This is a genomic window from Microbaculum marinum (genome assembly GCF_037855135.1).
Lineage (GTDB): Bacteria > Pseudomonadota > Alphaproteobacteria > Rhizobiales > Tepidamorphaceae > Microbaculum > Microbaculum marinum.
Genome location: NZ_JAZHOF010000004.1, coordinates 438,086 through 451,268 on the forward strand (window position 1 = coordinate 438,086; position 13,183 = coordinate 451,268).

At 68.9% G+C, this 13,183-nt stretch carries 14 protein-coding genes and 1 pseudogene; 6 read left to right on the forward strand and 9 right to left on the reverse strand.

What is annotated here, in order from left to right:
* The first annotated feature begins 70 nt into the window (after positions 1 to 70).
* The gene (locus V3328_RS12055) at positions 71 to 1,339 is read left to right on the forward strand and encodes a cation:proton antiporter (RefSeq protein ID WP_340329906.1); all 1,269 of its coding nucleotides are present in this window, start codon (positions 71 to 73) and stop codon (positions 1,337 to 1,339) included.
* Here the strand turns inward: V3328_RS12055 and V3328_RS12060 are convergent.
* Entirely contained in the window at positions 1,324 to 2,133 is an 810-nt protein-coding gene (locus V3328_RS12060; protein ID WP_340329907.1) for an AraC family transcriptional regulator, read from the reverse strand. The two genes, V3328_RS12055 and V3328_RS12060, sit on opposite strands and share 16 nt — an antisense overlap.
* A 159-nt stretch (positions 2,134 to 2,292) precedes the next feature.
* Between V3328_RS12060 and V3328_RS12065 the strand changes: the two genes are divergently transcribed.
* Complete coding sequence (locus V3328_RS12065; protein WP_340329908.1) at positions 2,293 to 3,489, forward strand: MFS transporter; 1,197 nt, start codon at positions 2,293 to 2,295, stop codon at positions 3,487 to 3,489.
* Positions 3,490 to 3,740: 251 nt separating this feature from the next.
* Here the strand turns inward: V3328_RS12065 and V3328_RS12070 are convergent, their stop codons facing one another.
* From V3328_RS12070 to V3328_RS12105, 8 genes and pseudogenes are all read right to left on the reverse strand, one after another.
* The gene (locus tag V3328_RS12070; RefSeq protein ID WP_340329909.1) at positions 3,741 to 4,094 is read right to left on the reverse strand and encodes a tRNA-binding protein; all 354 of its coding nucleotides are present in this window, start codon (positions 4,092 to 4,094) and stop codon (positions 3,741 to 3,743) included.
* Between the two features lie 57 nt (positions 4,095 to 4,151).
* A complete protein-coding gene (locus V3328_RS12075) occupies positions 4,152 to 4,868 on the reverse strand; it encodes a TetR family transcriptional regulator (protein WP_340329910.1) in 717 nt (238 codons plus the stop codon).
* Between the two features lie 123 nt (positions 4,869 to 4,991).
* On the reverse strand, positions 4,992 to 5,618 hold the full coding sequence (locus V3328_RS12080; protein WP_340329911.1) for a LysE family translocator: 627 nt from the start codon (positions 5,616 to 5,618) through the stop codon (positions 4,992 to 4,994).
* Between the two features lie 60 nt (positions 5,619 to 5,678).
* Positions 5,679 to 6,500 carry a pyrroline-5-carboxylate reductase gene (gene proC, locus V3328_RS12085; protein WP_340329912.1) on the reverse strand — a complete coding sequence of 274 codons (822 nt, stop codon included), beginning with the start codon at positions 6,498 to 6,500 and terminating at the stop codon, positions 5,679 to 5,681.
* A complete protein-coding gene (locus V3328_RS12090) occupies positions 6,497 to 6,997 on the reverse strand; it encodes a type III secretion system chaperone family protein (protein WP_340329913.1) in 501 nt (166 codons plus the stop codon). Before V3328_RS12090 ends, proC begins: the two co-directional genes overlap by 4 nt.
* A gap of 463 nt (positions 6,998 to 7,460) precedes the next feature.
* Positions 7,461 to 7,701, reverse strand: a pseudogene (locus V3328_RS12095) (accessory factor UbiK family protein); the annotation flags it as partial.
* Positions 7,702 to 7,923: 222 nt separating this feature from the next.
* The gene (locus V3328_RS12100; RefSeq protein WP_340329914.1) at positions 7,924 to 8,136 is read right to left on the reverse strand and encodes a cold-shock protein; all 213 of its coding nucleotides are present in this window, start codon (positions 8,134 to 8,136) and stop codon (positions 7,924 to 7,926) included.
* Between the two features lie 330 nt (positions 8,137 to 8,466).
* Positions 8,467 to 8,943, reverse strand: coding sequence for a hypothetical protein (locus V3328_RS12105; RefSeq protein WP_340329915.1), 477 nt, complete (start codon positions 8,941 to 8,943; stop codon positions 8,467 to 8,469).
* A 294-nt stretch (positions 8,944 to 9,237) separates the two neighbouring features.
* Here V3328_RS12105 and lgt point away from each other — a divergent pair, with 294 nt between their 5' ends.
* The 4 genes from lgt to V3328_RS12125 all read left to right on the forward strand — a co-directional run bounded on the left by lgt (position 9,238) and on the right by V3328_RS12125 (position 13,139).
* Positions 9,238 to 10,065 (forward strand): prolipoprotein diacylglyceryl transferase, encoded by an 828-nt coding sequence (gene lgt / locus V3328_RS12110; RefSeq protein ID WP_340329916.1) that lies wholly within the window; start codon positions 9,238 to 9,240, stop codon positions 10,063 to 10,065.
* Positions 10,062 to 11,141, forward strand: coding sequence for a class I SAM-dependent methyltransferase (locus V3328_RS12115; RefSeq protein WP_340329917.1), 1,080 nt, complete (start codon positions 10,062 to 10,064; stop codon positions 11,139 to 11,141). Before lgt ends, V3328_RS12115 begins: the two co-directional genes overlap by 4 nt.
* A 79-nt stretch (positions 11,142 to 11,220) precedes the next feature.
* Positions 11,221 to 11,985 (forward strand): peptidoglycan editing factor PgeF, encoded by a 765-nt coding sequence (gene pgeF, locus V3328_RS12120; RefSeq protein WP_340329918.1) that lies wholly within the window; start codon positions 11,221 to 11,223, stop codon positions 11,983 to 11,985.
* A gap of 2 nt (positions 11,986 to 11,987) precedes the next feature.
* The gene (locus tag V3328_RS12125) at positions 11,988 to 13,139 is read left to right on the forward strand and encodes a M24 family metallopeptidase (protein WP_340329919.1); all 1,152 of its coding nucleotides are present in this window, start codon (positions 11,988 to 11,990) and stop codon (positions 13,137 to 13,139) included.
* Positions 13,140 to 13,183 lie beyond the last annotated feature (44 nt).

The following is a 13,183-nucleotide window of genomic DNA, read 5'->3' on the forward strand; positions in this document are numbered from 1 at the left end:
TGCACGAGCCCCGATGGGATGGCGGTTTTGGGTCGGGTTACCGTCGAAGCCACCAACACAGGGACTACACGTGGACTGGTACAACCTCTTCCTGGCGATCCTCGGCGCCGTCATCCTGCTCACCGCCTGGCTGCAACTGCTCCTGAAGAACCTGCCGATGTCGCTGCCGATGGTGTTCATCGGCATCGGCGTGCTGGTGGCCTGGAACCCGCTGCTGCCGATCGACTTCGCCAACCCGCTGGAGAACCGCTACGTCACCGAGCGGATGACCGAGTTCGTCGTCATCGTGTCGCTGATGGGCGCCGGGCTGAAGCTCGACCGGCCGCTCGGCTGGCGCAGCTGGGGGCTGACCTGGCGGCTGATCCTGATCGCCATGCCGATCACCATCCTCGGCGTCTCGGTGCTCGGCTGGGCGGTGCTCGGGCTCGGCGTCGCCGGCGCGCTGCTGCTCGGCGCGGCGCTGGCGCCGACCGATCCGGTGCTGGCCAGCGACGTGCAGGTCGGGCCGCCGCAATCGGGCGCGGAGGACGAGGAGGACGAGGTGCGCTTCGCGCTCACCTCGGAGGCCGGCGTCAACGACGGGGCCGCCTTCCCGTTCGTCTATCTCGCCATCGCGATCGCCCTGTCGCAGGTCTCGGGCGAGCCGTTCCTGGTCGACTGGCTGCTGGTCAGCGTATTGTGGAAGATCGGCGCCGGCGTCGCCATCGGCTGGGTCGGCGGCTGGGTGATGGGCAACCTCGCCTTCCGGCTGTCGAAGCGGGCGGCGCTGTCGCAGTCGCAGGACGGCTTCGCCGCGCTCGGCATCACCTGCCTCGCCTACGGCACGACGGAGCTCGCCCACGGCTACGGCTTCCTCGCCGTGTTCGTCGCCGCGGTGGCGTTCCGGGCCGTCGAGCGGCGCCACAGCTACCACCGCGACCTGCACAGCTTCTCCGAGCAGATCGAGCGCCTGGTCATGATGGTGCTGCTGGTGTGCTTCGGCGCGGCGATCGCCGAGGGCACGATCTTCAGCGCGCTTAGCTGGCCCGTGGTGGTCGTCGCGGTCGCGATCCTGCTGGTGCTGCGGCCGCTGTGCGGCTGGCTCAGCCTGCTCGGCCACCCCGCGCCGCACGGCGAGAAGCTGGCCATCGCCTTCTTCGGCATCCGCGGCCTCGGCTCGTTCTACTACGTCGCCTACGCGCTCGGGCAGGCGGAGTTCGCCGAGGCGCAGGTGATCTGGGTGACGGTCTGCTGCGTGGTGCTGATGTCGATCTTCCTGCACGGCGTGGCGGTCACGCCGATCATGATGCGGCTCGACCGGGACCGGGCGCCGGCGGCCGCCGCTCATCCCCCGAAGTAGCGCCCCGGCGTCACGCCGAGTTCGCCGCGGAAGGCGTGGATGAAGGCGCTGACGCTGTCGTAGCCGGTCTCCAGCGCCACCGCCGTGACCGGGTCGCCGGCGGCGAGCTGCTCGATCGCCCGCAGCATCCGCAGCCGCCTCCGCCAGGCGCCGAAGCTCAGGCCGGTCTCCGCGGCGACGCGGCGGGCGAAGCTGCGCCGCGCCATGCCGGCGGCGGCGGCCCAGTCCTCGAGCGTGCCGCGCGCCGCCGGCTCGGCCATCAGCCGGGCGACGATCCGCTCCAGCCGCGGGTCGCGCGGCTGCGGCAGGTGCAGCGGCACCGTCGGCGCGGCGCCCAGTTCCGCCACCAGCAGCGCCACCAGGTGGGGCCGCGTGTCGTCGCCCCCCGGCTCACCCCCGCCCGCCGGCCCCTCGATCACCGGCCCCTCGACCAGCCGCAGGATCACCTCGCGCAGCAGCGGCGTCACCTCCAGCACCGCCAGCGCGTCGCGATAGGGCAGCCGCCGGTCCGCCCTCAGGTAGACCGTCCGCATGGCGACCTCGGTGCGGCACTGCACCTCGTGCGGCACCCGCGCCGGGATCCACAGCGCCCGGCCCGGCGGCACCACCCAGACGCCGCCCCGCCTGGTCTCGGCATGCCCGTCGCCGACCCTGCCGCCGTCCCCCCGCGCGACGACGCGCATCACGCCGCGGCGGGCGAACGCGACCTGGCCGAAATCGTGGGCATGCGGCGCGACGCCGCTGCCGCGGGGATAGTCGCTGGCGAAGGTCTCGATGTCCGGCAGGTCCGACATTGGCACGAATTCGACACTAACCGGCATTCCTGCGCAAGCGTGTAGCGGCGGCGGGCGCTAGACTGCGACAGCCCGGGGCACGATGTCGGCACGATGCCCCGCCGCCATGTTTGCCCGATACGCCGCCCCGCCATGCGGGGACCAGACCGAAGGCCCGCAATGCGCCGCACGCTGCTGTTCGTCAACGTCGCCCATTTCTTGGATCACTATTTCCTGCTGATCTTTTCGACCGCGGTGCTGGCCATCCATCCGGCCTGGAACATGTCCTACGGCGCGGCGCTGGCGCTCGGCACGCCCGGCTTCGTCGCCTTCGCGCTCGGCACGCCGGTCGCCGGCTGGCTCGGCGACCGCTGGGGCGGCCGGCCGATGATGGCCATCTTCTTCGTCGGCATCGGCCTGTCGTCGGTGGCGACCGGACTTGCGACGGGACCGCTGACGCTCGCCGCAGGCCTCACCGCGATCGGCGCCTTCGCCTCCATCTACCACCCGGTCGGCACCGCGATGGTGGTGCGGCTGGCCAACCGGACCGGGCGGGCCCTCGGCGTCAACGGCGTCTACGGCAATCTCGGCGTCGCCGCCGCCGCCGGCGTCACCGGGCTGATCGCCGGCTATCTCGGCTGGCGGGCGGCCTTCATCGCGCCGGGCCTGCTGACGGCGGCGGCCGGGCTCGCATTTCTCCGGCTGCCTGCCGCCGAGAACCACGAGGCGGCCGCGCGCCGTGGCGCGCAGGTGCTCGACGCCAGCAGGGCGGACCGCGTCCGCGTGCTCGTGATCGTGCTCGTCGCCAGCCTGTTCGGCGGCATTGCCTTCAACGGCATCACCGTCGCCCTGCCGAAGATCTTCGAGGAACGCGTCGCCGCGGCCCTGTCGGGAGACGGCGGCATCGCCGCGATCGGCGCCTATGCCTCGCTGGTGTTCGCGGCGGCCGCCTTCACCCAGATCCCGGTCGGCCGCCTGCTCGACCGGATCGGCGGCAAGCCGATCATGGTCGCCATGACCGGCCTGCAGGCGCTGCTGTTCTTCGTGCTGGCAAACGTCTACGGGCCGCTGGCGATCGTCGTCGCGATCCCGCTGATGCTCGCCGTCTTCGGCGAGATCCCGGTGGCCTCCTGGCTGATCGGCCGCTACGTCGCGGCCGAGTGGCGCTCGCGCGTCTTTTCGCTTCAGTACCTGCTGACGCTCGGCGTCAGTTCGGCGATCGTGCCGCTGATCTCGGTGCTCTACGAGCGCACGGGATCCTCGACGGCGCTGCTCATGGTGCTGTCGGGATCGATGCTGGTGGTCTTCGTGCTGGCGTGGCTGCTGCCGGGCGGCGTCCGCGCGCTGCTCGCACAGCCGCAGCCGGCGACCCGGTAGCGCGTGCTACGTACGCCCCCTTCCGCTCAGTCCCGCGGAAGCGGGACTCCGGCGTTGAGCCCGGGCGAAGCCGCCGCCGCCGTGCTGCTTGTCCATGCGGCACACCACGAGCCCTCACGGTGAGGAGCGCTCGCATGAGCGCGTCTCGAACCAGGAGGGCGGCCCGCACCTGATCACACTCCGCCAAGAACACTACGCCGTCGGCGGATCGTCACGCGGGGTCCGTGCTCGGGAACTCGGCAGAGGGTGCCTCAGTAGAGGCGGCCGCCGTTCGGCACCGGCCGGCCGGGCTGGATCAGCACCACCTCGCCGTGCTCGTCGGGAAAGCCCAGCGTCAGCACCTCCGACATGAACTTGCCGATCTGGCGCGGCGGGAAGTTGACGACCGCCGCCACCTGCTCGCCGACCAGCGCCTCGACGGTGTAGTGCCGGGTGATCTGGGCGGAGGTCTTCTTGATGCCGATCTCCGGGCCGAAGTCGATGCGCAGCTTGTAGGCCGGTTTGCGCGCCTCCGGATAGGGCTCGGCCTCGACGATCGTGCCGACCCGGATGTCGACCTTCAGGAAATCCTCTATTCCGATCGTTTCGCCCGGTTCGCCGCTCATCGCCCCCTCCTGTGGTCGCGACCGGCGCCTAGCACGCTGCTACGGCCGAGGGCAAGCTCAGATGCCGGTGCCGTAGGCCTCCTCGTCGGCCTCGGGCTCCTCGTATCTGCGCCGCCGGCGCCTGCCGCGGCGCATCCGGTCGACGGCGCGCGCCACGCCCGACAGGCCGTCGAGCCGGCGCATCCAGCGCTCGCCCTCGGTCAGCCGGCGGTCCAGTTCCACCATGGTGCGCGCCATGCCCTCGTCGTCGTCGCGCAGCCAGACGCGCACCGTCCGGCCGAAGGCGATGGCCAGGCCCTGCGTCGCCACGGCGCCGAGGCGTCCGCCGGTGTCGATGCCCGAGGCCTCCAGCATCCAGGTCATCGAGCGCACGGCGATCGGGTTCCACGTCAGCAGTTCGCCGGGCCGCCGCTCGAAGCTGCGCACGATCGAGCGCACCGCGTCCCGGTAGGGCATCAGCACGTCGAACCGGGTCATCAGCACGTCGAACAGCCGCTCGCGTGGCGGCTCGCCGGCGAGGTCCGGATCGATCCGGTCGAGCACCGCCTGGTCGATGCGGCGGGTGAAGGCAGCGAGGATACCGGTCTTGCCGTCGAACTCCGCTCGCAGCTCCGACAGCGACAGACCGACGCGCTCGGCGATGTCGCTCAGCCGGACATCCTCCCAGGCCCGCTCTGCGGCCAGTTCGAGCGCCGCGTCGACGATCGCATCGGGACGCTTGTCCCTGGCGATCTTCTTCGGGCCGGAGTTCTTTTGGGCGGGCTTGCGTGCCATGGATCACCTCCGGTTTGGAAGATAAGCGCTGCGGACCCACCTGCAAGGCGGCGAAGACGCGCAATCTGGCGGCGCGGCAACACGGCCGCCGCCGCAGTCCCTCCCGAAGGCGATCTTCCGGCCCTATCGATCCTGCAGGGCCAACCGCACACCGAGGGCGCAGTATATCGTTCCCACCACCTTGCCCTGCCACCGCAGGATGGCCGGGTTGCGGCGCAGAATGCGGCCGACGCCGCCTGCGGAGACCGCGACCACGACCGTGCTGAACAGTCCCATCAGGACGAAGAGTCCCCCGAGCACCGTGAGCTGCAGCGCCACCGACCCATTCTCCGGACGCACGAACTGCGGCAGGAATGCCAGGAAGAACAGTGCCGATTTCGGGTTCAGGACTTCGGCGATCACCGCCTGCCGGAACGCCTGGGACGATGTCACGAGAGGTGGAGCGGTCGCCACCGCGAGGTGCGACCTGTCGAGGATCGCACGTAGGCCGAGATAGACCAGATACGCCGCACCCAGGTACTTCACGAAACTGAAGGCGACCGCCGAGGCAAGGATGATGGCCGAGAGACCGAGGGCGGTCATGGCGGTATGGAGGAGATCCCCCACAGCAATGCCCATTCCCGTCGCAAGGCCGACCCGCGTACCCGAGCTTGTCGCCCGGGCAAGGGTGAGCAGCACAGCCGGGCCGGGGATGAAGACGAACCCGAGCAGGACGGCGAGATAGGTCAGTAGCGTCGATTGGTCGATCATCGGTTTGCCCCCGCAGCCATCGGCCCGCTATTCATCGCACGCGACCGCCGACTGCGGAAGCTAATCCGCCAGCTCCTTGCCGCGCCGGGTCGCCGCCGCGACGCCCTCCCTCATGAGATCGGGAATGGCGCCCGGCGCCATCAGCACCTTCAGCGCAGCCTCCGTCGTGCCGCCCGGCGAGGTGACGTTCTTGCGCAGCACGTCGGGCTCGAGGCCGGACGCCCGCAGCAGCTCGCCGGCCCCCGACACCGTGGCCAGCGCCAGTCGCCGGGCAAGCTCCGGCGAAAGGCCTGCGGCGACGCCGGCGTCCGCCAGGCTCTCGGCCAGCAGGAACACGTAGGCCGGCCCGGACCCGGACACTGCCGTGACCGCGTCCATCAGCCCCTCGTCCTCGATCCAGGCCACCTCGCCGCAGGCGCTGAGCAGCTCGCCGGCCGCCTCGCGCTGTTCGTCGGAGACGACGCCGTTTGCCACGCACACGGTGATGCCGCGCCCGATTGCGGCGGGCGTGTTGGGTATCGTGCGGATGATCGGCTGCCCCTTGGGCAGATGCGCGGCGATATTGGCGATGGTCTTGCCGGCGGCGATCGAGAGGACAACCGCGTCTTCGGGCACGTATCGCACGACGTCCTGCAACACGTCGTCCATCACCTGCGGCTTTACGGCCAGGACGACGACCTTGGGCGGCGGCGCGTTCGGCTTTTCGGGATTCAGGCGCAGTCCCTGGCCGGAGGCGGTTGCCCGCAATTCGGCGGCGGCATTGGGTTCGAGGACGCAGATCTGTTCGGCCGGGAGGCCCCGGTCGATCCAGCCCTCCAGCATCGCCCCGCCCATCTTGCCGGCCCCGACCAGCAGGACCGGACCGATGGACTGAAGGCTCACGCCTCGCCCGCCGTCTCGAACAGGGCCGACTCGATCGCCTCTTCGGCCGTCTTTCCGGCCCAGACCACGAACTGGTAGGCCTGGAAATAGCGCTCGCAGGTATCGACCGCGGCATCCAGCAGTGCCTCGCACTGGCGCGGGCTGGTCTCGGTGCCGGCAAGCGGCAGGGCATGCCGGAAGATCACGACGCCCTCCTGCGCCCATAGGTCGAAATGGCCGATCCACAGTTGCTCGTTGATCCGCGCCATCAGGTCGACCACCTCGCGCCTGCGCACGTCGGGCACCTTCAGGTCGAAGGCGCAGGCCAGATGCAGCGCCTCCAGGTCGTCCATCCACGTGAAGGAGATGTGGTAGTCGGTCCAGTTGCCAGCGACGGAGATGGTTATTTCATGGTCGCCCGAACGGTCGAAGGCCCAGTCGTTCACCGCCGCGATCTGCTCGATGGTATCTACGGGATTGATCAGGCGTTCGGTCTGGAATTCGACGACGAGTGTCATGGCCTGCTCCTCGTGGCTGAGCTTGGGGAGGTGAAGCGCATCCGCCGGCCTGAACCGGGAGAATGAACGAAAACGGGCCGGCAAAGGCCGGCCTCGCGACATGGCGCTGCGGTTGGACCGGGATCCGCTGCCCGGGAGGTATCTCTTCGCTGCGCAAAAACGAATCGCGGCATAAAGCCAATATATCGTGGCCGAAACGGCGTCGGCTACATGTTATGGATCTTTTGCGTTAACGCGCTGTTAACGATGCCGTCGCGAGTGCGTAACGCAAGGCCCACGTGCTGCGCAAGGGCGGAATGCATTCAGGGGTTGTTCGATTTTGTCGCAGCGCTTTTTGTGGCCGGCTTCTTTTTGGCCGGGCTTGAGCGCTTGGCACTGGCCGATGTGCTGCGCGTCGCGGTCTTGGGCTTCGCCGCGGCCGCTCGCGTCGGCGTCTTCTTCGCTTCAGGAGAGGCGATGCCCACGGCAGCCTCCAGCGCGGCGACCCGACCGTGCAGGGTCTCGTTCTCGGCACGGGCCTTTGCGGCCATCTCCTTGACGGCCTCGAATTCCTCGCGATGCACGACGTCGAGATCGCGCAGCACTTTCTCGGCCTGCGTGCGTACGGCCGTTTCGACTTCCGAACGCACGCCCTTCGCCATGCCGGCGGCATCGGTCATGAAACGCGCGAACTCGTCGAGTATCCGGTTGTTGCTCTGGGTCATCCTGGTTCCCGGTGCGCGGAGCACCTGGCTCCTTCCTGTCAAGCTCGTCCCGAAACGGACACGCAGACAATGGGCATCGCGGCCGGCAACTTCAAGGACGACGGCCGCAAATATGGTGGGGCGACCGTGCGCTCCCGGCGGGGCCGCCTCCCAAGAAAAACGCCGCGGGATCTCTCCAGCGGCGTTTGACTTAATCCCTCAGATCCCGTGTCGCCGGGCCAATCAGGCGAGTTCGATACCGACCGCCTGAGGACCCCGACCGCGCCGGTCTTCCTCGACTTCGAAGCTCACCTTGGTGCCTTCGTCGAGGGCCGGCAGGCCCGAGCGCTCGAGCGCGGTAATGTGCACGAACACGTCCTTCCCGCCCGATTCCGGCGTAATGAAGCCGAATCCGCGCGAGTGATTGAAGAATTTCACGGTGCCGTTCTGGCGCATGGGAAGCTCCTGTCCCGAATTCCGTCGATATCCAACCAAAGGCCCGGGCTGCGACGTACAGCCCGACAGTCTCAGATGTTCGGGATAGGCAACTGTTCGCCCCCAACGGTGTGGGCAGTCCTGACCGAATTCCTGAGGGTGCGTTCCACCGCGGACCGCACCGGCGTTCGGTATATGGCAGGGTAATGCGGCATCCGCAAGGCAGTTTGCGACCGCACGGCGCCGCCGAAACGGCGCGCCGGTGCGGTTTCCTTGCGATCCCGGAGAGTGAACGGAGCCTCGCGTGCGGGCCCGCGTTGGCGGTTGCGGCCGCTTTTCAACCTGCTCCGGCTACGGCTGGCATCGCTCGTGGCCAGGGGCGGGGGTCCGCAGAATCCGTTCGCGCACTCGCGGCGTCGCCATTGTCCTGGCGAACTTCGCAGCCGACCCGCGACGATGCGGTGCACGGTCCAGGTCGACGCCCAGAAGGTCCTCCGCAAACGCGTTGAGATCGGCGGAGTCCAGCGGCATGTTGCGCCGCTCGCCTTCCGCGGCGGCGCGCCGCACGCCAGCGCTGAGAATGTCCAGCTTGCTCGCAAGGGCCGTGGCAAGCGTATCGGTCTGGGGCGCTGCGCCGCCCTCCCCCTTGAGACGGCCTCGGATCTTCATGCAGCGGTCGGAAAGTGCGCGGACGAGACCGGGAAGTTCCCGGTCGGGAAGCACGGCCAACCGGTGTCCCCTGGTGCGTCGAATGAGCTCCATTTCGTCATCGTCGAGATAGGCGGCTTCGCCATATACCGGCGTCAAATCGTGGATCTGGTTCGACATTCTAGGGCTCCCTTGCGCAGCGGCACGCGACCGTGACAGGAGAACGCGGATCGGGGCTTCAGGTTCGATGCTCCGGAAAAAAATCCTTGGCAGTCGCGGCGCCGCGGATCGCTGCCGGAGCGGCCGCCGGAAAGCCCGCCCCATGGTGTTGCGATCGGCCGTCGGCGGACCGCCGCCTTGCCTCCTTCCGGAGCACGTCCTAATGCTCCCTGCGGCGCGGTCCCCGGCAATTCGTTCGCGCCGTCGTGCCGGCCGAGACTGCCGGCGAAACCGGTCTGCGATCTCGGAAGTCACATGTCGCTTTTCGTCCTGCCCTTTCCCGCGATCGACCCGGTCGCCGTCGAACTCGGTCCGCTGGTCGTCCGCTGGTACGCGCTGGCCTATGTCTGCGGCATCCTGTTTGCCTGGTGGTACATGATCCGCCTGGTCGGCAATGCCCGGCTCTGGGGCGGCCCCTCGCCGCTGCAGAAGCGCGATGCCGACGACCTGATCCTGTGGGCGACGCTGGGCATCGTGCTGGGCGGCCGGCTCGGCTACGTGCTGTTCTACAATCCGGCCTATTTCGCCGCCCATCCCGCCCAGATCCTGCAGCTCTGGCAGGGCGGCATGTCCTTCCACGGCGGCTTCATCGGGGTGGTCCTTGCGGTGCTGCTGTTCGCCCGCCTGCGCGGCCGGCCGGTTTCGGCGCTCGCCGACATCGCCGCCGCCGCCACCCCGATCGGGCTGATGCTCGGGCGCCTCGCCAACTTCATCAACGGCGAACTGTGGGGCCGCGTCACCGACGTCCCCTGGGCGATGGTGTTCCCCCTCGCCGGGCCGGAGCCGCGTCACCCCAGCCAGCTCTACCAGGCGACGATGGAGGGCCTGATCCTGTTCCTGGTGCTGCGCCTGCTCACCCACCGCTTCGAGAGCCTGCGCCGGCCGTGGCTGACCACCGGCGCCTTCCTGGTCGGCTACGGCGTTGCCCGCATCGTCGGCGAGGAGTTCCGGATGCCGGACGCCCATATCGGGTTCCTCTGGGGCGGCCTGACCATGGGCATGGCCCTGTCGATCCCGATGGTGCTGATCGGCGCCGCCGTCGCCGCCGTCGCCCTGAGCCGGCCGATGAGAACGCCCGCGTGACCGCGCTGGAACGTCTGATACGCGACGAGATCGCCGCGACCGGGCCGATGCGGCTCGATCGCTACATGGCGCTCTGCCTCGGCCACCCCGAGCACGGCTACTACATGGCCAAGCCCGCGATCGGCGCCTCCGGCGACTTCACCACCGCGCCGGAAGTCAGTCAGATGTTCGGCGAGATCGTTGGTGCCGTCATGGCACACGGATGGCAGGGTCTTGGCACACCGACGACAGTGCTTCTGACAGAGTTGGGCCCCGGCCGTGCCACGCTCGTCCTCGACATGCTGCGTACCTTCAAGGTCGTGCCGGGCCTGCTCGAGGCGGTCGACATCCATCTGGTCGAAACCAGCCCGCGCCTGCGCAGGGCGCAGCAGTACCGCCTCAACGAACACGGCTTCACCGCCACCTGGCACGACGCCCTCGAGACGGTGCCCGCCGGACCCATGCTGTTGGTCGCAAACGAGTTTTTCGACGCTTTGCCGATACGCCAGCACGTCATGCGCGACGGCATCTGGCGCGAGCGGATGGTCGGCACCGGCCCCGGCGGCGACCTGTGTTTCATCGACGGGCCGCAGGTCCCCGCGGCCGATATCCCGCTTCGCCTGCGCGTCGCCGAAGAGGGCGCCATCATCGAAACGCATCCCGCCGCCCGACAGGTCGCCGGGGAGATCGGCCGCCGCCTGTCCAGCCATCCCGGCCTCGCCCTGGTCATCGACTACGGCTATCGGGAAGCCGCCCACGGCGACAGTCTGCAGGCGCTGCGCGGCAGGCAGTTCGCCGATCCGCTGGTCTCTCCCGGCCAGGCCGACCTCACCGCGCACGTTGATTTCGCTGAACTTTCCCGTGCAGCGGTCGCCGCCGGCGCGCAAGCCTGGGGGCCGATCACGCAGGGCTCGTTCCTCACCGCGCTCGGCATCGGACTGCGCGCGGAACGCCTGCGGGCATCCGGCGCCGACGGCCGCGACCTGACGCTGGCGCTCGAGCGCCTCACCGGCGCCGGCGGCATGGGCACCCTGTTCAAGGTCCTCGCGCTGAACTCGCCGGACCTTCCAGCGCCGCCGCCGTTCGAAACAGGCTAGCGTCCGATTTGACAGCCCTGCGCGTCCGCACCACCGTTGCCGCCACGCCCCTGCCAGAATCGACAGTCAGATCGCGTCCATGAAGATCGAATCTCCCGCCCTTGCCCTGCCCGGCATCCGCCACGGCTTCTTCACCCGCCACGGCGGCGTCTCCGAAGGCATCTACGGCAGTCTGAACATCGGACTGGGCTCCAGGGACGATCCGGCCCGGGTCGCGGAGAACCGCGGCCGCGTCGCCGACGCGATGGAGGTGCCACGCGACCGGCTCGTGACGCCCTGGCAGTCCCACTCCGCCGTCACCCTGAACGTCGAGCGACCCTGGACCGACGATGATCGCCCCGACGCCGATGCGGTCGTCACCCGGGTTCCCGGGCTGGCGATCGGGATTTCCACGGCCGACTGCACGCCGGTCCTCTTCGCAGATCCGGACGCCCGGATCGTCGGCGCGGCCCATGCCGGCTGGCGCGGCGCGCTCGGCGGGGTGCTCGAATCCGCCGTCGACGCAATGGAAGGCCTCGGGGCGCACAGAGACCGGATCATCGCCGTGATCGGCCCGACGATCTCGCAGGACAATTACGAGGTGGGGCATGACTTCATGCAGACGTTCATCGACGCGGACCCCGCCAACGCGCGATGGTTCGAGATGCCGGCGGGCAAGGATAGACCGCATTTCAACCTGCCCGCCTATGCCGCGGCCAGATTGCGCAGCGCCGAAGTGGGCACAGTCATCGATCTTGGCCTGTGCACCTACGGCGAGGAAGATCGCTTCTTCTCCTTCCGCCGCACCACCCATCGGGAGGAATCCGACTACGGCCGCCTGATCTCCGCGATCGCACTGGATTGACCATGGCGCTGCACTTCGACCCCGCCGAATTCTCCGCCCGCCGCGCTCGGCTCGACGCGGCACTCGATGCCGCCGGCCTCGACGGGCTCCTGATGTTCGCCCAGGAATCGATGTACTGGCTGACGGGTTACGATACGTTCGGATTCTGCTTCTTCCAGTGCCTCTACGTGGACACGGCCGGCACGACGGCCCTGCTGACACGTTCGGCCGACCTGAGACAGGCGCAGCACACCTCGAATATCGACGATATCCGCATCTGGAGGGACGCAGCCGGCGCAACGCCGGCTGGACAGTTGAAGGACATGCTGTCCTCGCTCGGCACTGCCGGCAAACGCCTCGGCATCGAGTACGAGAGCTACGGCCTCACGGCAGCGAACGGCCGGGCCGTCGATGCTGCTCTCGACGGCTTCTGCACCCTTGAGGACGCCTCCGGCCTCGTCACGCGGCTTCGCGCGGTGAAGTCCCCGGCCGAGCTGGCCTATGTGCGCAAGGCCGCGGAGCTGGGCGACCGGGCATACGAGGCGGCCCTTTCGCAGATCGGAGCGGGGGCCGATGAAGGCGATATCCTGGCCGCCATGCAGGGGGCAATCTTTGCCGGCGGCGGCGACTATCCCGCCAACGAGTTCATCATCGGCTCGGGCCGCGACGCACTGCTCTGCCGGTACAAGGCCGGCCGGCGACAGCTCGATCCGAGGGATCAGATCACGCTGGAATGGGCGGGCGTCTATCGTCACTACCATGCCGCGCTGATGCGCACGGTGTGCATCGGCGAAGCGACGCCGCGCCACCTGGAACTGCACGCGGCCGCCGCGGAAGCGCTTCACGAAGTCGAGGCTACGATCGCACCCGGGCGCAGTGCGGGAGACGTCTATCAGGCGCATGCCCGCGTCATGGACAAGCACGGCGTCGAAGATCATCGACTGGCGGCCTGCGGCTATTCGCTCGGCGCCAAGTTCACGCCCTCCTGGATGGACTGGCCGATGTTCTACGACGGCAATCCCTGGGTGCTCGAACCGGGCATGGTGATGTTCGCGCACATGATCATCATGGATTCCACGACCGGCACCGCCATGTGCCTCGGGCGGACGTCGCTGGTGACGGAAACGGGAAGCGAGGTGCTGTCACGCGCCTCGCTGGACCTCGAGGTGAAATAGGGCTACGAGACCGGTCCGGGTGGGGGGTCGGAACGGACGAACAG

What these genes read in the sequence shown, in the direction of transcription:
- V3328_RS12060 (WP_340329907.1), bottom strand. Translation starts at nt 2,133, where the DNA reads ATGTCGGACCTGCCGGACATCGAGACCTTCGCCAGCGACTATCCCCGC.
- V3328_RS12065 (WP_340329908.1), top strand. Translation starts at nt 2,293, where the DNA reads ATGCGCCGCACGCTGCTGTTCGTCAACGTCGCCCATTTCTTGGATCAC.
- V3328_RS12070 (WP_340329909.1), bottom strand. Translation starts at nt 4,094, where the DNA reads ATGAGCGGCGAACCGGGCGAAACGATCGGAATAGAGGATTTCCTGAAG.
- V3328_RS12075 (WP_340329910.1), bottom strand. Translation starts at nt 4,868, where the DNA reads ATGGCACGCAAGCCCGCCCAAAAGAACTCCGGCCCGAAGAAGATCGCC.
- V3328_RS12080 (WP_340329911.1), bottom strand. Translation starts at nt 5,618, where the DNA reads ATGATCGACCAATCGACGCTACTGACCTATCTCGCCGTCCTGCTCGGG.
- V3328_RS12090 (WP_340329913.1), bottom strand. Translation starts at nt 6,997, where the DNA reads ATGACACTCGTCGTCGAATTCCAGACCGAACGCCTGATCAATCCCGTA.
- V3328_RS12100 (WP_340329914.1), bottom strand. Translation starts at nt 8,136, where the DNA reads ATGCGCCAGAACGGCACCGTGAAATTCTTCAATCACTCGCGCGGATTC.
- V3328_RS12105 (WP_340329915.1), bottom strand. Translation starts at nt 8,943, where the DNA reads ATGTCGAACCAGATCCACGATTTGACGCCGGTATATGGCGAAGCCGCC.
- lgt (WP_340329916.1), top strand. Translation starts at nt 9,238, where the DNA reads ATGTCGCTTTTCGTCCTGCCCTTTCCCGCGATCGACCCGGTCGCCGTC.
- pgeF (WP_340329918.1), top strand. Translation starts at nt 11,221, where the DNA reads ATGAAGATCGAATCTCCCGCCCTTGCCCTGCCCGGCATCCGCCACGGC.
- V3328_RS12125 (WP_340329919.1), top strand. Translation starts at nt 11,988, where the DNA reads ATGGCGCTGCACTTCGACCCCGCCGAATTCTCCGCCCGCCGCGCTCGG.